Source organism: Embleya sp. NPDC127516, from assembly GCF_044765325.1.
Taxonomy (GTDB): domain Bacteria; phylum Actinomycetota; class Actinomycetes; order Streptomycetales; family Streptomycetaceae; genus Embleya.
This window is the reverse complement of the sequence record NZ_JBIWJT010000022.1, coordinates 127,966-147,560: the sequence shown is the minus strand read 5'-3', so window position 1 is coordinate 147,560 and position 19,595 is coordinate 127,966. Positions and strand designations below refer to the sequence as shown.

The following is a 19,595-nucleotide window of genomic DNA, read 5'->3' as shown; positions in this document are numbered from 1 at the left end:
CTCGCGAGTAAAAAGTAACAGCACGTCTGGTAACGTCGCAACATGGTCGAGGGAACGAAGAGGTCGACGACGCGAACGACCGGCGGTACGGCGACGCGGGCCGGCGGGGCGGCCCGCGCGAGCGCGGAAACGGCGCCGACCGAGGCGGCCGAACCGGTGCCGCCTGCCGCGCACGCCACCACGCGCGGGCGGATCGACAAGCGCCGGGCGATCCTGGCCGCCGCCGAGGCGGTGTTCACCCGTGAGGGCTACACGCTGGCCGGGATCGACGCGATCGCGGCCGAGGCGGGCGTGTCCAAGCCGACCATCTACAACCACCTCGGCGGCAAGGAGAACCTCTTCCGCACCGTCGTGGTGGAGGCCGCGATCGAGTCCAGCGGCCGGATCCTGGCCGCCTTGGAGGCGTTTCCCACCGACGCCGAGGACCTGCATCCGCGGCTGACCGCCATCGCCCATCGCGTCGTGCAGTGTCAGGCCGGCGAGAAGGGCTGGGCGCTGCAGCGGCTGGTGTACGCCGAGGCCGCGCGCTTCCCGGACCTGTACGACACCATCCGCGAGGGCGGCACGGTACGGATCATCGACGCGTTGGCGGGCCGACTCGCCCGGCTCGCGCACGGCGGACACCTGGACATCGACGACCCGGTCACCGCCGCGAACCAGTTCCTGGCGCTGATCTCCGGGGACCTGCCCACACTCACCGCGTTGGGCACCCGGCCGGTGGACGACGCGGCCCTGGACCGCGCGGTCACCGCCGGGGTGACCACGTTCCTGCGCGCGTTCGGGCCGCGCGCGGGCGCCGCCCCGGTCACGACGCGCCCCCGGCGCTGAGCACCCGACCGTCGCGCTCCGCCGGATGCCTCGGTGCGGGGAGCGGGTTGTCGTCGGCCGCCGCCACCGGGCGCGGTACGGCCGCGAGCAACTCGCGCGTGTAGGGCGCCTGCGGCCGGGTGAACACCCGCTCGGCGTCGCCGCTTTCCACCACCCGTCCGTCCTTCATCACCAGGATGCGATCGCTGACGTGCCGGATCACCCCCAGGTCGTGCGAGATGAACAGCAGCGCCAGGCCCAACTCGGCACGTAGATCGGCGAGCAGGTCGAGAATCTGGGCCTGGATGGACACGTCCAGCGCGGACACCGGCTCATCGCACACGATCAGGTCCGGTGAGGGCGCCAACGCCCGTGCGATGGCCACACGTTGGCGTTGACCGCCGGACATGTCGCGTGGCCTGCGATCCAACAGGTCCGTGGACAGGCCGACCAGTTCGAGGAGTTCGGCCACCCGGGCGCGATGCGCGGCGCGGGTGGGCCGCAGCCGGCCGCCCGGGAGCCCCGCGGCGGCGACCGCCTCGCCGAGGATCCGGGCGACCGGGTAGCGGGGGTCGAACGAGCCGAGGGGGTCCTGCTGTACCGCCTGGATCCGACCGCGCGAGGCACGCCGCGCGGACTCGGGAAGCTCGCTCCACGGCGCGTCGCGAAAGCGCACGGATCCCGTGTCGGGCCGTTCCCAGCCCAGCACGATCCGCGCGGCCGTGGTCTTGCCGGATCCGGACTCGCCCACCACGCCGAGCGTTTCGCCCGCCCGCAGCTCGAACGACACGTCCCGGACCGCGTCGTGCCGGGTCCCGTCCGGCCCGCGGAAGCGTTTGCCGATCCCGGCCACCTCCAACAACACCTCGCCCACGGGCGGCGCGGCCGGTACCGCCACCCGGGCCGAACCCACCGGCGCGGACAGGCGGGTTCCCTTCGCGTGCACCGACGGCACCGCCGCGAGCAGCGCCCGGGTGTAGGAGTGCTCGGGCTCGGACAAGACCCGTTCGGCCGGCCCCTGTTCGACGATCTCGCCCGCGTACATCACCGCGATGCGGTCGGCCATCCGGGCCACCGCGGCCAGGTCGTGGCTGATCAGCAGTACGGCCGTGCCCTGTTCCTTGAGCCGGCCCAGCAGGCCGAGCACCTGGGCCTGCACCGTGACGTCGAGCGCGGTGGTCGGCTCGTCCGCGAGGAGCAGTTCGGGGCCGCCGGCCAGCGCGGAGGCGATCAGGCCGCGCTGGCGCAGCCCGCCGGAGAGCTGGTGCGGGTACTGCCGGGCTCGGCGGGCGGGGTCCGGGATGCCGACGTCGCCCAGGAGTTCGAGCGTCCGGGCGCCGATCCGATCGCGGGGCACCACGGCGTGGGTACGCAGCGTCTCGGCGACCTCCGCGCCGACCGTGCGAAGCGGGTCGAGCGAGACCAGCGCGTCCTGGAGGACCAGGCCGATCCGGCGGCCCCGGATCGTTCGCCAGCGCGACTCGGACAGTCGGCTCAGGTCGGTGCCGGCGAAGTCGAGGCGACGGGCGCTCACCCGGGCGCCGCCGCCGGTGAGCCCGACCAGAGTGCGCGCGGTGACGCTCTTGCCGGACCCGGATTCGCCGACCACGGCCAGGCATTCTCCCCGTGCCAGGGTGAACGACACGTCGCGCACCACGGGTTCACGGCCGGGGAAGGCGACGTCGAGTCCGTCCACGACGAGCAGCGGATCGGTCGCGGGGGTGGTGGTCATCGGGGAATCCCTCCGGCGAATCGGGTATGGGCATGCCGGCCGGCCACGTTCACCGCGATCACCGCGCAGGTGACCGCCGCGCCGGGGAACACCCCGATCCACCACGCGGTCTCCAGGAAGCCGCGCCCCTCGGACAGCATCGCGCCCCACTCGGGCGAGGGCGGCTGAGCGCCCAGGCCCAGGAAGCTGAGCCCGGAGGCGTAGATCAGCGACGTGCCGAAGCCGACCGTGCCCAGCACCAGGAGCGGCCCGATCGCGTTGGGCAACACGTGCCGCACGATCAGCACCGGTCGACGCAGGCCCAGGCCCGCCGCCGCCTCGACGTAGCCCGAGCGGCGCACCACCAGGGCCTCGGCGCGCACCAGACGCGCGTAACCGGGCATCGCCGCGATCGCCACCGCGACCATCACGTCCACGGTGCCCCGGCCGAGCAGGGTGACCACGAACAGCGCGAGCAGCAGTTCGGGTAGCGACAACATGATGTCGGCCAGGCGCATGCCCACCTGGTCGGCGGCCCGCCCGCCCAGCGCCGAGAGCAGCCCCCAGACGGTCCCGCCGACCAGTGCGAACACGGTGGCCCCCAGGCCCAGCAGGAGGGAGGGGCGGGCGCCGTGCAGGACCCGGGCGAACACGTCGCGACCGAGTTGGTCGGTGCCGAACCAGTGCTCCGCGCTCGGTCCCTCGAGGGCGGCGAGCGGATCGGTTTCGATCGGCGAGGTGCCGGTGAACAGCCCGGGCGCGAGGCCGATCAGCGCGAACAGGAGCAGAACGGCGAGCGCGACCACGACGCTCGGCCGCGGTGTGTCGCCGCGCCGGATCCGCACCCGCCGTTTGCCGGCCGCCAGTGTCTGGCTCATCCGCTCAGCCCTTCCGCAGCCGTGGGTCGATGACGGCGTAGAGCACGTCGGTGAGTTGCGAGATCAGCACGAACACCAGGGCGGCGAGCAGCACGACGCCCATCACCACCGGCATGTCCTTGGTGTTCACCGATTGCAGGGTCAGCGCGCCGATCCCGGGTCGGGCGAAGACCTTCTCGACCAGCACCGTGCCGCCGAGCAGGGTTCCGATCAGCCAGCCGGACAGGGTCAGCAGCGGAATCGCCGCGTGCCGGAAGGCGTGCCGGACCCGGACCGCGGTCGCGCTCAGCCCGCGCGCCCGCGCGGTGACCACAAACGGCTCGCCCAGTGCCTTGTCCAGGCTCTCCCGGAGCACCTGCGCGAGCACCCCCGCGATCGGCAGGGCGAGCGTCACGGCGGGCAGCACCAGCGTCTGCACGCCCTCGGTGCCGGCCACCGGAAACCACTGCAACCGGAACGAGAACACCGTCAGCAGCACGATGCCCAGCCAGAACGAGGGTGTGGACACCGCGACCAACTCCCACGCGCCCAAGGCCGACCGCAGCGCGGACCGCCGCCCGGCGGTGGCCAGCGCCGACACCACGGCGATCACCACGGCCAACACGAGCGCGGACAGCGCCAGTTCGAAGGTCGAGCCGAACTGCTCGCCGATCAGCGCGGACACCGGCTGCTGGAGCTGATAGGACTCGCCCAGTCGGCCGTGCAGCAACTCCCGCAGATAGTGCAGGTATTGGCTGGCCAGCGGGTCGTCGAAGCCGTAGTCGGCGCGGATCTGCGCGCGTACGGCCGGGGACGCGGTGGTCTGCGGTCCCAGCAGCGTGGCCACCGGATCGCCCGGCAGCAGCTTGAGCCCGGCGAAAGCCAGCGTCGCGGCGCCGAGCAGGACCGTCGCGATCGCCACCAGGCGCCCGCCGACCGCGCGCAACACGCGCGGCAGGCGGGCGGTGGGGGCGGCCGAGGCCGCGGCGGAGGTCATCGCCGTGAGGTCCACACGTCGTGGAACAGCGGCCACGCGTTCGGGTCCAACCGCAGCCCGTTGATCTGCTTGCCGGTCGCGAACAGGGTGGTGGCCGAGTAGAGCGGGACCACCGCGGCGTGTTCGATCACCCAGCCCTGGGTCTTGGCGTAGAGCTGGTCGCGGGTGGGCCGATCCAGGGTGGCCGCCGCGGCGTTGGTCCATTCGTCGATCTGCGGGTTGCTCAGCCAGGCCGCGTTCTGTCCGCCGGTGCTGGGCAGGTTCGCCGAGTTGAAGTACAGCCGCAGCACGTCCGGTTCGAACCGGGCCCAACTCATGTCGAGCAGGTCGTACTTGCCCGCGTACGCGTTCGTGGTGAACGCGCCCAGGTCCAGGGCCGGGCGCTGGACCTCCACACCGATCTTCTTCAGGTCCGACTGCACGGCCTGGGCCAGGATGTCGCGCTGCTCACGCACGGCGGCGGGCGCGGTCGGCCACTGCACGGTCAACCGCTTGCCGTCCCGGGTGCGATAGCCGTCCCCGTCGCGCGCGCTCCACCCGGCCTCGTCCAGCAGTCGGCCCGCGAGCGCCGGGTCGTAGGGCCAGGTGTTCTCCAACGACTTGTCGTAGGCCGGCGTGGCCGGTCCCAGCGGGCCCCACGCGCGCCGGTACTGGTCGAAGTAGATCGATTGGATGTTCGGTCCGATGTTGATCCCGCGCTGCACCGCCTTGCGCACCCGCTCGTCGTCGAACGGTGCCCGCGTGGTGTTCAGGAACAGGCTGTACACCGCGCCCGCGAAGTCGTGCCGCAGTACGCGCACGTCCGCACGCGCCTCCAGGCTCTTGACGTTGATCGGCGGGATCGAACCGGCGATGTCCACCTGACCGCCGGCGAAGGCGCCCACCCGGACCGAGTCCTCGGGCAGGAAGCGGAAGGTGAGCTTGTCCAGGTAGGCGGGGCCCTGGTGCTTGGATCCGGCCGGCGCCCAGTTGTACGCCGGGTTGTTCTCCAGCGTCAGGCTCTGGGCCTTGGTGTGCGCGGCGAACTTGAACGGGCCGGTGCCCACCAACTGGGCTCCGCCCGCGCACAGTTTGTCGCCCGCCGCGGTCAACGCCTGTGGCGAGTAGAAGCCGAGGTAGGCGGTGCTCGCGGCCTGGAGGAAGGGTGCGAACGGCTTGTTGAAGGTGACCTTGACGGTCGCCGGGTCGAGCACCTCGGCGCCGGTGTAGGGGCCGAGCAGGCTTGCCGCGTACTGCGACTTGGTGGTCTTGGCCGCGATGCGGTCGAAGTTGACCTTGACCGCGTTCGCGTCGAACGCGGTGCCGTCGGTGAACTTCACGTCGGTGCGCAGCTTGAACGTGTAGCTGGTCAGGTCCGGCGCGACCTCCCAGGAAGTGGCCAACCAGGGCTGGAAGTTGCCCTGCTCGTCTTCGGAGACCAGCGAGTCGAAGACATTGCGCTGGATCGAGGCGGTGATGTCCTGGGGGCTGACGTGGATGTCGAAGCAGGTCGGCTCGGTGTTGATCGCCACCGTCGCGGATCCGCCCTTGACCGGCGGACCCGCGGCCGGCTCCGCCGCCGCCTTGTCGGTCCTGGTGTTCGCGGTACAGGCGGACAGGACCAACGCGGCGGCGAGTGCCGCACCGACGATTCCGGGTAGACGTGGTCGGAATACGCGCATGGTCGAGTCCTGTCGAGAGTCGGGGGATCGTGCGAAGAGGCGCAGGGCGGAGCGACCGCCGCCGGCACACCAGGACGCTAGTGGCGCCGCCGCGACCCCCAGCACCCCTAACGGACCCCTACCGACCCTTGCGGGTGCGGGGACGGAAACGGGTGCGATCGAGAGCCCGGCGTGACTTGTCCGGCGGTGCTCCATTTGTGCGTCTCGCCCGGGTCATAAGGGGGCGAACGGCGTGTCCGTGTGTCGGCTTTCTTTCGCGATGCCTTCGTGTTGACGCGACGCGGGCGGATTTCTAGACTGCCGTTCAGCTATGAAGCGAAAGTCCGGATCACCGACTCGGAGCTTTACTACTTCTTCTTCGGAGATGGCCGTGCAGGGGACCCGTGGTGCGAGCGCTTCGCGACTCGCCCTGGTGTCCCGCCTCGACGTCGACCTCGCGCGCATGTCCAGCGGGCTGTGTCGTCGAGTCCTTCGTCGCAGGGATCGTTCGTCGGGTTGATGCCCGCGCCGCCCGGCAGGTGGCGGGCGGATGTCGTACCCGTACATCCGAGTACCCGTACATCCGACCAGGACCGGGTCGATCCCTCTCCGTTTCCCTGGTCCCCTCGGGCCCATCGACGTGCCCGACGGCTCCGGCACCCCGGACTCCGAAATCACGCGTGCCGCAGTCGTTCGAGGCATGGATATCCTGCCTCGTTTCGGCCCGGGCGTGGTACGGGCGTGCGGAAATATTAATTCAGCGTCAATAGCGAATTCAACATGCGGAAACGCAGAGATTTCCGCCGGGGGAGTGGCACGTGTTTTTCGTGGGTCGAACCGAGGAACTCAGCCGACTGGATACCGCCCGGGCCCGCTGCGCGACCGGCGTCGGCGGTGTGATCACCGTCTGCGGGCCCGTGGCGGTCGGCAAGACCGCGCTCCTGCACGCGTTCGGTGATCGGCCCGCGTCCGACGACGCGCTCTTCCTGCGCGCCGTCGGCACCCCGATGGAACAGGACTTCCCGCTCGGTGTGGTCCGCCAACTGGTCCTGGCGGCGCCGCCGGCCGACGTGGACGCGAGCCGGATCGACCGACTCCTGGACGACGGCGCGTACACCGCCGCGTTCGGCGGCACCGACGCGCCGACCCCGACCACGGTGCGTGCCGTGCACGAACTCAGCGCCGTGCTCCTGACGTTGGCGCAGACCCGGCCCGTCGTGATCGTGGTCGACGACATCCAGCACGCCGACCCGGTGTCGCTCCAGTTCCTGGCCCACCTGATCCGGCGGATCCGCAGCGCGTCGGTCCTGGTGCTGCTCGGCGAGCGCGATCACGCCGCCGCGCCCTCGGCCGCGTTCGCCGCGTTCTCGGCGGAGGTCGAACGCCAGCCGCACCATCAGCGGATCCGCCTGGGCCTGCTAGGCCGCGCCTCGGTCACCGAGCTGCTGGCCCACTCGCTGGGCCCGGCCGCGGCCGCCCGGCTGTCCGCCGACGTGCTTGAACTCAGCGGCGGCAACCCGCTGTTGATCCGTGCCTTACTGGAGGACACGGGCCCCGGCGCCCGCTCGGACCCCTCCCGACGCCCACTGCGGCCCACCGTCGCGGACGCGTACTGCCGGGCCGTGGTCGGCTGCCTGTACCGGCTCGACCCGGCCACCGTGGACGTCGCGCGCGGACTTGCCCTGCTCGGCGAATCGGAGACCACCGAGGGTCTGGCCGAACTGCTCGAACTCGAACCCGCCACGGCCACCCGCGCGGCCCGCACGCTCAACGACGCGGGACTGGTGGCGTGCGGTCGATTCCGCGAAGACCGGGCCCGCCTTGCGGTGCTGGACACCATGACCCGTCCGGAGCGCGAGCGCGGGCACGGCCGGGCGGCCACGCTGCTGCACATCGACGGCGCCCCCTCCGAGTCGGTCGCCAAACACCTCGCCGGCGCCGGGGAGTTCCGGGCGCCGTGGGCGGTGCGCACGCTGCGCGAGGCGGCCGAGGCGGTGGTCGCCGAGGGTGATCTGCGGCTGGCCGTCGACTACCTCAAGCTGGCCGAGCGGATCGCGCCGGACGAGTGCACCCGGGTGTCCATCAAGGCGTTCCTGATCGGTCTGGAGTGGCTGGTCAACCCGGCCGCCGCGGCACGACACGTGCCGTGGCTGGCCACCGCGGTCCGCGACGGCCGACTCACCGGCCGGGACGCGCTGGTGTGCGTGCGCTATCTGGCCTGGTACGGCCGACTCGACGAGGCCAAGGCCGTGGTCGAGGCCGGCCGGCACTCGTGCGCGCCCGGCGAGGAGGCCGAGTGGGCCACCGCCGCCGAGGTCCGCGCCGCCCGGGTCTGGCTCAAGTACTGGTATCCCGCCGTGGACGCGGGAGTATCCGAGCCCGAGGTGTCCCCGCTGCCCGCGACCATCGGCCGGATCGAGGGACTGGACCTGCTCACCGCCGTGCTGGCCGGGCGGCTGAGCGGCGACCAGGTGTGCGATCGCGCCGAGCGCATCCTGCGCGGCTCACGGCTGGACGACGGCACGATGGAATCGCTCACCTCCACGCTGACCGCGCTGGTGTACGCCGATCGTGCCGCCGAGGCACAGGAGTGGTGCGCCGCGCTGATCGACCAGGCGGCGGCGCGGCGCAGCCCGATCGCGCACGCGCTGATGGCCGCCGTGTTCGGCGAGATCGCGGTCCGCCAGGGCGACCTGCTCGGGGCCGAGGAGAGCGCGAAGACGGCGCTGACCCGGATCGTGCCCGAGGGCTGGGGCGTCGCGGTGGGCGTCCCACTCGCCGCGCGGATCACCGCCGCGGTCGCCCGCGGTGACCACGAGCAGGCCGCCCGGCATCTGGAACTCCCGGTGCCGGGAGCGATGTTCCACACCCCGGCGGGGCTGCACTACCTGCACGCGTGTGGGCGGTACAACCTGGCCACCGGCCGCCCGGACGCGGCCCTGCACGACTTCATGTCGTGCGGCGAGTTGATGATGGCGTGGCGGATCGACCTGCCCGGGCTGGTGCCGTGGCGGGTCGAGGCGGCCCGCGCGCATGTGCGACTGGGCGATCACGAGGCGGCCCGCGAGTTGCTCGCGGAGCAGTTCGACCGGCTGTCGGACGAGCCCTCGCGCACCCGGGGGTTGGCCCTGGGCGTGCAGGCGGAGGTGGTCGAACTGCGCCGCAGACCCGCCCTGCTGTGGGAGTCGATCCGCGAACTCCAGGCCTGCGGCGACCGCTTCGAGTTGTCGCTGGCGTTCGCCCGACTCGGCAACGCCTACCGCGAGCTGGGCGACTTCGGACGGGCCCGGCGCGCCGCGCGACGGGCGCAGCAGTTGTCCGAGGCGTGCCAGGGCGAGCCGCCGCGCCCGCTGCCGCGCACCGAGCGGCTGGCCGCGGTGCCCGATCGGGACGGCGCGATACCGCACGTGCCGCAGCCGGCGCCGATCCGGGAACCGGCCCGGATCGGTGAGGCGGGCCGGATCGGCGAGGCCGGGCGGGTAGGCGAGGCCGGTCGGGTCGCCGAGTCGGGGCGCGTCGTCGAGGCGGGCCGGGCCCGCGCCTCGGAGCCCACCCCGATGGTCGGCGCGTCCGCCGGTGTGGACGAACAGCCCGGTGCGGGCCTGAGCGACGCCGAGCGCCGGGTGGCCGCACTGGCCGCGCAGGGGCAGACCAACCGGGAGATCTCACGCCGGTTGTTCATCACGGTCAGCACCGTCGAACAGCACCTGACCAGGGTCTATCGCAAGCTCGGGGTGGCCCGCCGACTGGATCTGCCGCCGTGGTTGGAAGAGGAGATCGCGGGCTGAACGGCCCCTGACCGGGGGTGGGACCGGGGACGCCGCGCGGGTCGGGCGGCGCCCCCGGAAGACCCGGTCGGGGGCCGTTTCGCGAGTCCTGTGCACGACTGCTCCCCTATGGGGTCGGTAGGGGATCGACAGGGGTTATTCGGGTGGGGTCCACCGGACGAATCTTGAGACCGTTCGGCGCAGTCGTCGCCGTTCGGGACCGGACCGTTCGGGATGAGGGGCGACCACTCCGCGATGATGAGCCGCGAGAACACCACCAGCAAGCGTGACCGGCACGGCAACGCGATCGCCGTCATCGGGATGGCGTGCCGGCTGCCGGGCGCCGCCGACCCCGCCGCGTTCTGGCGACTCCTGCGCGAGGGCGTCGACGCCGTCGGGGAAGCCGGCGCCGAGCGCCGCCGCGGCGCCGAACTGCGTCCGGGCGGCTACCTGGACCGGGTCGACACCTTCGACGCGGCGTTCTTCGGGATCTCGCCGCGCGAGGCCGACGCGATGGACCCGCACCAGCGACTGGTCCTCGAACTCGGGTGGGAGGCCGCCGAGGACGCCGGACTCCCGCCCGGATCCCTGGCCGGTACCCGAGCCGGCGTGTTCGTCGGCGCGATCGCGGCCGACTGGTCCACCGTGGTGCACCGGTACGGCACCGACGCGATCACCAGGCACACCTTCACCGGCGTCGCCCGCGGCCTGATCGCCAACCGGCTGTCCTGGGCCCTGGACCTGAACGGCCCGAGCCTGACCGTCGACACCGCGCAGTCCTCGTCCCTGGTCGCGATCCACCTGGCCTGCGAGAGCCTGCGCCGCGGCGAGTCGAGCGTCGCGTTCGCCGGCGGCGTGCACCTGAACCTCGCGCCCGAGAGCACCGTGGGCGCGGAACGGTTCGGCGGACTCTCGCCCGACCACCGCTCGTTCACCTTCGACGCGCGGGCCAACGGTTTCGTGCGCGGCGAGGGCGGCGCGGTGGTGCTGCTCAAGCCGCTGGAGCGGGCGCTGGCCGACGGCGACCCGATCCACGCGGTGATCCACGGCAGTGCGGTCGGCAGCGACGGCGACACCGACGGACTCACCGTGCCCGACGCCGGGGCGCAGGCGGACGTGTTGCTTCGGGCGGCCGACGCCGCGGGCGTGGCCCCCGAGCGGATCCAGTACGTCGAACTGCACGGCACCGGCACCCGGGTCGGCGACCCGATCGAGGCCGCCGCGCTGGGCTCGGCCTACGGCGCGGGCCGCACCGGCGCCGACCGGGTCGCGGTCGGCTCGGTGAAGACCAACATCGGCCACCTCGAAGGCGCGTCCGGGATCGTCGGACTGGTCAAGACCGTGCTGGGCATCCGGCACCGCACCCTGCCCGCGAGCCTGAACCACGCCACCGCCAACCCGGCGATCGACCTGGACGAGGCCGGCCTGCGGGTGCAGACCGTGCCCGGCCCCTGGCCGCACCCGGACCGGCCGCTGTTCGCCGGGGTCAGCTCGTTCGGGATGGGTGGGACGAACTGCCACGTGGTGCTGGGCGAGCCGCCCGCCACGCACGCCCGGGAGCTGCCCGGAACCCGGGGGTTCGACCCACCCGCGGTGCTGCCGTGGCCGCTGTCCGCCCGCGACCCCGAGGCGCTGCGCGAGCAGGCCGGCCGGCTGTGCGCGGCGCTGACCGAGCACACCGTGCCGCAGGACGTCGCGCTGACCCTCACGGCGGGCCGCACCGCGTTCGAGCAGCGGGCCGTGCTGCTGGGCGCGGACCTGGCCGAACTCACCGACGCCACGGCGGCGTTGGCCCAGGCGCTGCCGACCGCGGGAGCCGTGACCGGCACCGCCCGCCCGCACACCTCGACCGTGTTCGTCTTCCCCGGCCAGGGTTCGCAGTGGGTCGGCATGGCCACCGAACTGCTGCACGCCTCACCGGTGTTCGCCGCTCACCTGGACGCCTGCGCGGACGCGCTCGCGCCACACGTGGACTGGTCGCCGCACGACGTGTTGCGGGACGTGCCGGGCGCCGCCTCGCTCGATCGGGTGGACGTCGTACAGCCCGTGCTGTTCGCCGTGATGGTCTCGCTGGCCCGGCTGTGGGAGGCGTTCGGGGTTCGACCCGACGCGGTGATCGGCCACTCGCAGGGGGAGATCGCCGCCGCGCACATCGCCGGCGCGCTCACCCTGGCGGACGCGGCCCGCCTGGTGGCGCGGCGCAGCCGACTGTTGACCGGTCTGGCGCCCGGCGGCGGCATGGCTTCCATCCCGCGTCCGGCCGACGAGGTGCGGGCCGCGCTCGGCGACCGGGCCGACCGGCTCGGCATCGCGGCGATCAACGGGCCCGCGTCCACCGTGGTCTCCGGCGACCGGGCCGCGCTCGACGCGCTGCTGGCCGAGTACACCCAGGCGGGCGTGGACGTACGGGCGATCCCGGTCGACTACGCGTCGCATTCGCCGCACGTCGAGCCGCTGCGCGCCGACCTGGCCCGCGAACTCGACGGAATCAGGCCGGTGTCGAGCCCGATCGTGTTCTACTCCACGGTCACCGGCGGTCCGCTGGACACCGCCGAACTGGACGCCGACTACTGGTACCGCAACCTGCGCGGCACGGTGCGCTTCCAGGACGCGGCCCGCGCCGCGCTCGCCGACGGCCGGCGCACCTTCGTCGAGGCCAGTCCGCATCCCGTGCTGACCATGGGACTTCGCCAGATCCTGGACGCGGACCAGGCGGCCGGACCGGAGGCGCTGACGGTGGGCACGCTGCGCCGCGGCGACGGCGGGCCGCGCCGACTGCTGACCTCGCTGGCCCAGGCGTACGTACACGGCACCCCGGTGGACTGGACCGCCGCGCTGCCGGCCGCGGCCCGCCGCGCCGAACTGCCCACATACGCGTTCCGGCGCACCTCGCACTGGATCCCCGAACCCGAATCGCCCGCTCCCGACAACACGTCGCCCGCTCCCGACGCCGCGTCGCGCCCGGCCGAGCCCGCGCGCCCGGCCGAGCCCGCGCAGCCCGCCGTACACCCGGAGCCGGCGGCACACCCGGAGCCGGCCCTTCCCGCCGGACCCGACCCGCTGCTCCTGGTCCGCGCCACCGCCGCCGTCGTGCTCGGACACGCCGGACCCGGCGCGGTCGACCCGGACCGCACCTTCAAGGACCTCGGTTTCGACTCGGTCGGCGCACTGGAGTTCCGCGATCGGCTGGCCGCCGCGAGCGGGACCCGGCTGTCCGCGTCGCTGACCTTCGACCACCCGACCCCCCGGGCCGTCGCCCGTCACCTCGCGGATCGCACGGCCGGCACCGTGCCCGCCGGTGCCGCGCGGTCCGGGGCCGGCCCGGCGCCGGTCGCGCACGAGGACGACCCGATCGTCGTCGTCGCGACCGGCGGCCGCTGGCCCGGCGGTGCGGACACCCCCGAGGCGCTGTGGGACCTGCTCGCGGCCGAGACCGACGCGATCGGCCCGTTCCCGAGCAACCGCGGCTGGGACCTGGACGCGCTCTACGACCCCGAACTCGCCCGTCCCGGCACCTCCTCGGTGCGCGCGGGCGGATTCCTCTACGACGCCGACGCGTTCGACCCCGGCTTCTTCGGGATCAGCCCGCGCGAGGCGGCCGCGATGGACCCGCAGCAGCGGCTGCTCCTGGAGACCGCGTGGGAGGTGGTCGAGCGGGCCGGCATCGCGCCGACCGCGCTGCGCGGCACCCGGGCGGGCGTCTTCGTCGGCGCCATGCCGCAGGACTACGGCCCGCGGCTGCACGAGGCGCCCGAAGGCTACGGCGGCCACCTGCTCACCGGCAGCCTGAGCAGCGTCGCCTCCGGCCGGCTGGCCTACACCCTGGGCCTGGAGGGCCCCGCCCTGACCATCGACACCGCGTGCTCCTCCTCCCTGGTCGCGCTGCACCTGGCGACCCGCGCGCTGCGCGCCGGCGAATGCACGCTCGCGCTGGCCGGCGGCGTCACCGTGATGTCCACGCCCGGCATGTTCACCGAGTTCAGCCGGCAACACGGGCTCGCCCCCGACGGCCGCTGCAAGCCGTTCTCCGCCGCCGCCGACGGCACCGCGTGGGCCGAGGGCGTCGCCCTGGTGCTGCTGGAGCGGCTGTCCGACGCCCGCCGACTGGGCCACCCCGTGCTCGCCGTGGTGCGCGGCAGCGCGGTCAACCAGGACGGCGCCTCCAACGGCCTGACCGCGCCCAACGGACCCGCCCAGCAGCGGGTGATCCGCCAGGCGCTGGCCGACGCGCGTCTGAACCCGACCGAGATCGACGCGGTCGAGGCGCACGGGACCGGCACCACGCTCGGCGACCCGATCGAGGCCGAGGCGCTGCTGGCCACCTACGGTACCGACCGGCCCGCCGATCGCCCGCTCCTGCTCGGTTCGGTCAAGTCCAACCTGGGACACACCCAGGCCGCCGCCGGGGTGACCGGCGTGATCGCGCTGATCGAGGCGATGCGGCACGGCGAACTCCCGCGCACCCTGCACCTGGACGCGCCGTCCCCGCACGTGGACTGGTCCCGAGGCGGCGTCGAGGTGCTCGCGGCGCGGACCGCCTGGCCCCGGACCGACCGCCCGCGCCGCGCGGCGGTGTCCTCGTTCGGGATCAGCGGCACCAACGCGCACGTCATCCTGGAACAGGCCGCGGAGACCTCGGTCCCGCCCGGCACCGACCAGGCCGGCCCGTGGTTGTTGTCCGCCGCGAGCGAGGACGCGCTGCGCGCCCAGGCGGCCCGACTGCGCGAGCACGTCGCCGACCACCCCGACGTCGCGCCCGGCGACCTCGGCTTCGCGCTGGCCGACGGCCGAGGCACCTTCGCGCACCGCGCGGTGATCACCGGGACCGGCCGGGAGCACCTGCTGCGCGGCCTGGACGCGCTCATCGACGGCGTCGACGCGGCCGACCTGATCCGCGGCGAGGCCGGACCGACCGGTTCGCTCGCCGTCCTGTTCAGCGGACAGGGCAGCCAGCGCGTCGGCATGGGCCGCGAACTGTACGCGGCCGAACCGGTGTTCGCGCGAGCCCTGGACGAGGCGCTGGAGCACCTGGACGCCTCCCTGGAACGCCCCCTGCGCGCCCTGCTGTTCGCCGCGCCGGACAGCCCCGAGGCCGCGCTGCTGCACGCGACCGAGTACACCCAGCCCGCGCTGTTCGCGGTGGAGACCGCGCTGTATCGACTCGCCGAATCGCGCGGGATCCGCGCCGATCACCTGATCGGCCACTCGATCGGCGAACTGACCGCCGCGCACATCGCCGGCGTGCTCACGCTGGCCGACGCCGCGACGCTGGTGGTGGCCCGCGGCCGGCTGATGGGCGAACTGCCCGCGACCGGCGCGATGATCGCGCTCCAGGGCACCGAGGAGGAGGTCGCCGAACTGGTCGCCGGCCACGAGGCGCACGTGGGCGTCGCGGCCGTCAACAGCCCCGACTCCGTGGTGATCTCGGGTACGGCGGACATCGTCGACGCTTTGGCCGCGCGGTGGCGCGCGGGCGGCCGCAAGACCAAGCGGCTCCAGGTCAGCCACGCCTTCCACTCGCCGCACATGGACGCCGTACTCGACGAGTTCCGCGCGGTCGCGGCAAGCCTGAGCTTCTCCCCGCCGCGCATCCCGATCGTCTCCAACCTGACCGGCGATGTGGCGGACGCCGCCGAACTGGCCGACCCGAACTACTGGGTCCGGCACATCCGCGAGGCGGTCCGCTTCCGCGACGGCGTGCGCAGACTCGCCGAACTGGGCACCACCACCTACCTGGAACTGGGCCCCGACGCCGTGCTCACCGCGCTCACCCTCGCGAGCCTGGACGACCCCGCGCCGCTCGTGCTCGCCGCACTGCGCGCCGACCGCCCCGAAGCGCTCACCTACACCCGGGCCTTGGCCCGACTGCACGTGGCAGGCGTCGGTGTCGACTGGGCCCCGGTCTGGGCCGGCCGCGCCGTGCGCCGCGTCGACCTGCCCACGTACGCCTTCCAGCGCCGCCGGCACTGGCTGGACGCGCCGCACGCCGCCGACCCGACCTCGGCCGGGCTCGACCCCAGCGAACACCCCCTCCTCGGCGCGGGCTTCGAGCGCGCGGACGGCTCGGGCCTGGTCTGGACCGGCGTACTCTCCACCCGGAGCCGGCCGTGGCTCGCGGACCACGCCGTGCACGACACGGTCCTGCTGCCCGGCACAGCGTTCGTCGACCTCGCGCTGCATGCCGCCGAACGTGCCGGCGCCGGCGGAATCGGCGAACTCGTGCTGGCCGCACCCCTGGTCCTGCCCGAGGACGGCACCGTACGGATCGAACTCGCGGTGGGCGCCCAGGAGACGGACGGCACCCGAGCGGTCACCGTGCACTCGCGCGCCGCCGACGCCCAGGACTGGACCCGGCACGCCGCCGGACGCTTGACCCCGGCCGAGACCGCCGCGCCCGGCCGGGACGAGGGCGCGTGGCCGCCGCCGGGCGCGGTCGCCGTGGACGTCGAGGACCTGTACGGCCGGCTCGCCGACCTGGGATACCACTACGGCCCGGTCTTCCGGGGCCTGACCGCCGCGTGGCGCCACGGCGAGGAGCTGCTCGCCGAGGTCGTGCTGCCGGACCCGGCCGAGGAGTTCGGCCACCCGGTGCACCCCGCACTGCTGGACGCCGCGCTGCACGCCGTCGTCGCGCTGTTGCCCGGATCCGACCCGAACGCGCCCACCCGGCTGCCGTTCGCGTGGGCCGGGATCAGGGCGTACGCCGCCGGCGCCCGCGAACTGCGGGTGCGGATCGCGCCGCTGGGCCCCGACGCCGTCGCGCTGACCGCCACCGACGCCGACGGCACGCCCGTGGTCTCGATCGACCGGCTGACCCTGCGCGCGATCCCGGCCGACCGCTTCGCCGCCCGCCCGACCACCACGCCGGATTCCTGGTATCACGTGCACTGGGTGCCGGTGCCGGGCGACACGGTCGCCGCCGACCAGGGCACCTGGGTGGTGCTCGCGGACGGCGACGCGGACCCACTCGGATCGGGCATGCGCCCCGCGTCGCCCGAGGTGCACCGCGACCTCGCCGGACTGCGCGCCGCGCTCGCCGCCGGAGCGAGCCCGCCCACGCGGGTGCTGGTGGCCTTCGACCCGCCGAGCCCCGCACTGGGCACCGCCGTCGCCACCCACGCGGTCACCGAACGGGCGGTCACCCTGCTCCGCGAATGGCTGGGCGACCCGTGCTTCGCGGACATCGAACTCGTCCTGGTCACCCGCGAGGCGGTGGCCACGCACGCCGGCGAGGACGTCCGCGACCTGAGCGCTTCCGGCCTGTGGGGCCTGATCCGGGCCGCGGCCGGCGAACACCCGGGCCGGCTGCGGATCCTGGACCTGGACGCGCACCCCGACTCGGCCGCCGCGGTGGCCTCGGCACTGGCCGGCGGCGAGCCGCAACTCGCGCTGCGCGGCGGCGCGATCCTGGCCCCGCGACTGGCCCCGGTACGCCCCGACGACGCACTGGAACCGCCCGCCCTCGACGCACCGTGGCGACTGGACGTCACCGAACCCGGCAGCATCGACAACATCGCGCTGCTGCCCGCGCCCGAGGCCGCCCTGCCGTTGGCGGTCGGCCAGGTGCGGATCGCGGTGCGCGCGGCCGGACTGAACTTCCGCGACGTGCTGATCGCACTGGGCGGATACCCCGGCGCCGCCCGGATCGGCGCGGAGGGCGCCGGCCGGGTCCTGGAGGTCGGCCCGGGAGTGAGCGAACTCGCGGTCGGCGACCGGGTGATGGGCCTGCTGCCCGGCATCCTGGGCTCGCACGCCGTGGTCGACCACCGACTGCTCACCCCGATCCCGGCGGGCTGGACCTACGCACGGGCGGCGACCGTCCCGGTGGCGTTCCTGACCGCGTACCACGGCCTGGTCGAACTGGCCGGCCTGCGCCCGGGCGAATCCGTCCTGGTGCACGCCGCCACCGGCGGGGTCGGCACCGCCGCCGTGCAGCTCGCCCGACACCTGGGCGCCGACGTCCTGGGCACCGCGAGCCCGGCCAAGTGGCCCACGCTGCGCGCCCAGGGCCTGACCGACGAGAGCATCGCGTCCTCGCGCACCCTCGACTTCGAGGGCCGGTTCCGCGCCGTCACCGGCGGGCGCGGCGTCGACGTCGTACTCAACTCGCTCGCCCGCGAGTTCACCGACGCCTCACTGCGGCTGCTCGCGCCCGGCGGCCGGTTCGTCGAGATGGGCAAGACCGACCCGCGCGAACCCGACGCGGTGGCCGCCGCCCACCCGGGGGTCGACTACCGCGCGTTCGACCTGCTGACCCTGGAGCCCGAGCGGATCGGCCGGATGCTGCGCGTGCTGGCCCCGCTGTTCGCGGCCGGCACGCTCACCCCGCTGCCGGTCACCGCGTGGGACATCCGGCACGGCGTACGCGCGCTGCGCCACCTGAGCCAGGCCCGACACACCGGCAAACTGGTCCTGACCATCGCGCCCGCACCCGCCGGCCTCGACCCGACCGGCACGGTGCTGATCACCGGCGGCACCGGCGCGCTGGGCGCCCTGGCCGCCCGCCGGCTGATCACCCGACACGGCGCCCGACACGTGCTGCTGGTCGGCCGCACCGGCCCGGCCGCGCCCGGAGCCGACGCACTGCGCGCCGAACTGCGCGCGCTGGGCGCCGAGGTCGAGATCGCGGCGTGCGACGTGGCCGACCCGAGCGCGCTCGCCGAACTGCTCGCCGCCATTCCGACCGCACACCCGCTCACCGCCGTCGTGCACACCGCCGGCGTGGTCGCCGACGGCGCGCTCACCGGCACCGACCCCGGGCGACTGCACGCCGTGCTGCGGCCCAAGGTGGACGCCGCGTGGCACCTGCACACGCTCACCGCCGACCTGGACCTGTCCGCGTTCGTGCTGTACTCCTCGGCCGTCGGCGTCCTGGGCAACCCCGGCCAGTCCGTCTATGCCGCCGCCAACACCTTCCTGGACGCGCTCGCCCACCACCGACACGGTCACGGCCTGCCCGCGACCTCGATCGGGTGGGGGCACTGGGCCGAGGCGGGCGGTCTGGCCGCGCACCTGACCGAGGTGGACCGCCGCCGGATGGCGGGCAGCGGCCTGGCCCCGATGAGCAGCGAAACCGGCCTGGACCTGCTCGACCGTGCGCTGGACACACCCCTGCCGGCACCGGTCGCGGCCCGGATCGATACCGGCGCGCTGCGTCCCGACGCGGCGACCGCGCTCCTGGCCGGCCTGATCCGCGCGGCCGGCCCCGGCCGAGTGCCCGCGCAACGCGGCGCCTCGTCCCGCACCGGCACGGGCCGTCGGGCCGGCGCGGGGATCCGGGAGCGGCTCGCGGGCCGCCCGGCCGACGAACAGCGCCGCGAGTTGCTGACGTTCGTCCGGCTCACCGCCGCGGCCATTCTCGGGCACGACGGACCGGCCGCGATCAAGCCCGAACGCGGCTTTTTGGAGGCCGAGTTCGACTCGCTCGGCGCGATCGAGCTGCGCAACCGGATCAATGCGGGCACCGGCCTGGAACTGCCGTCCACGCTGATCTTCGACCACCCGACCCCGATCGCGCTGGCCGAACACCTGCGGGAGCGGCTGTTCGCCGCCACCCCGCACCCGGGCACCGGCTCGCTACTCGCCGAACTCGATCGCTGGCAGGTCTCGTTGACCGGGCTGCTGGCCGACGGCGAGGCCCCGGACGAGGACTTCCGGACCGGCGCGGTGGCGCGCCTGTACGCACTGCTGGGCCGGCTGGGCGCCGAGGTACCCGGGGATCCGACGGCGGCGCTGATCGAACAACTCGGCGCGGCCGGCGACGACGAGCTCTTCGACTTCATCGACAACGAACTCGGCATCTCCTGACCCGGCCCA

General features: G+C 74.0%; 7 protein-coding genes. 3 read left to right on the top strand and 4 right to left on the bottom strand.

Going from position 1 to position 19,595, the window contains the following annotated elements; translation table 11 throughout:
* Positions 1 to 42: 42 nt before the first annotated feature.
* Entirely contained in the window at positions 43 to 828 is a 786-nt protein-coding gene (locus ACIRL2_RS35040; RefSeq protein ID WP_402237642.1) for a TetR/AcrR family transcriptional regulator, read from the top strand.
* Here ACIRL2_RS35040 and ACIRL2_RS35035 read toward each other — a convergent pair.
* The 4 genes from ACIRL2_RS35035 to ACIRL2_RS35020 are packed head-to-tail and all read right to left on the bottom strand — an operon-like array spanning position 806 to position 6,033.
* Complete coding sequence (locus ACIRL2_RS35035) at positions 806 to 2,539, bottom strand: dipeptide ABC transporter ATP-binding protein (RefSeq protein WP_402237640.1); 1,734 nt, start codon at positions 2,537 to 2,539, stop codon at positions 806 to 808. The genes ACIRL2_RS35040 and ACIRL2_RS35035 overlap by 23 nt on opposite strands.
* Positions 2,536 to 3,396 (bottom strand): ABC transporter permease, encoded by an 861-nt coding sequence (locus ACIRL2_RS35030; RefSeq protein WP_402237637.1) that lies wholly within the window; start codon positions 3,394 to 3,396, stop codon positions 2,536 to 2,538. The genes ACIRL2_RS35035 and ACIRL2_RS35030 overlap by 4 nt, the downstream gene beginning before the upstream one ends.
* 4 nt (positions 3,397 to 3,400) lie before the next feature.
* Complete coding sequence (locus ACIRL2_RS35025; RefSeq protein ID WP_402237635.1) at positions 3,401 to 4,372, bottom strand: ABC transporter permease; 972 nt, start codon at positions 4,370 to 4,372, stop codon at positions 3,401 to 3,403.
* Positions 4,369 to 6,033 carry an ABC transporter substrate-binding protein gene (locus tag ACIRL2_RS35020; protein ID WP_395859423.1) on the bottom strand — a complete coding sequence of 555 codons (1,665 nt, stop codon included), beginning with the start codon at positions 6,031 to 6,033 and terminating at the stop codon, positions 4,369 to 4,371. Before ACIRL2_RS35020 ends, ACIRL2_RS35025 begins: the two co-directional genes overlap by 4 nt.
* A gap of 797 nt (positions 6,034 to 6,830) precedes the next feature.
* Between ACIRL2_RS35020 and ACIRL2_RS35015 the strand changes: the two genes are divergently transcribed.
* The gene (locus ACIRL2_RS35015) at positions 6,831 to 9,800 is read left to right on the top strand and encodes an AAA family ATPase (protein WP_402237633.1); all 2,970 of its coding nucleotides are present in this window, start codon (positions 6,831 to 6,833) and stop codon (positions 9,798 to 9,800) included.
* A gap of 213 nt (positions 9,801 to 10,013) precedes the next feature.
* Positions 10,014 to 19,586, top strand: coding sequence for an SDR family NAD(P)-dependent oxidoreductase (locus ACIRL2_RS35010; RefSeq protein WP_402237630.1), 9,573 nt, complete (start codon positions 10,014 to 10,016; stop codon positions 19,584 to 19,586).
* Positions 19,587 to 19,595 lie beyond the last annotated feature (9 nt).

Coding starts and splice junctions, on each gene's coding strand:
- ACIRL2_RS35040 (WP_402237642.1), top strand. CDS start 43: ATGGTCGAGGGAACGAAGAGGTCGACGACGCGAACGACCGGCGGTACG.
- ACIRL2_RS35035 (WP_402237640.1), bottom strand. CDS start 2,539: ATGACCACCACCCCCGCGACCGATCCGCTGCTCGTCGTGGACGGACTC.
- ACIRL2_RS35030 (WP_402237637.1), bottom strand. CDS start 3,396: ATGAGCCAGACACTGGCGGCCGGCAAACGGCGGGTGCGGATCCGGCGC.
- ACIRL2_RS35025 (WP_402237635.1), bottom strand. CDS start 4,372: ATGACCTCCGCCGCGGCCTCGGCCGCCCCCACCGCCCGCCTGCCGCGC.
- ACIRL2_RS35020 (WP_395859423.1), bottom strand. CDS start 6,033: ATGCGCGTATTCCGACCACGTCTACCCGGAATCGTCGGTGCGGCACTC.
- ACIRL2_RS35010 (WP_402237630.1), top strand. CDS start 10,014: ATGAGGGGCGACCACTCCGCGATGATGAGCCGCGAGAACACCACCAGC.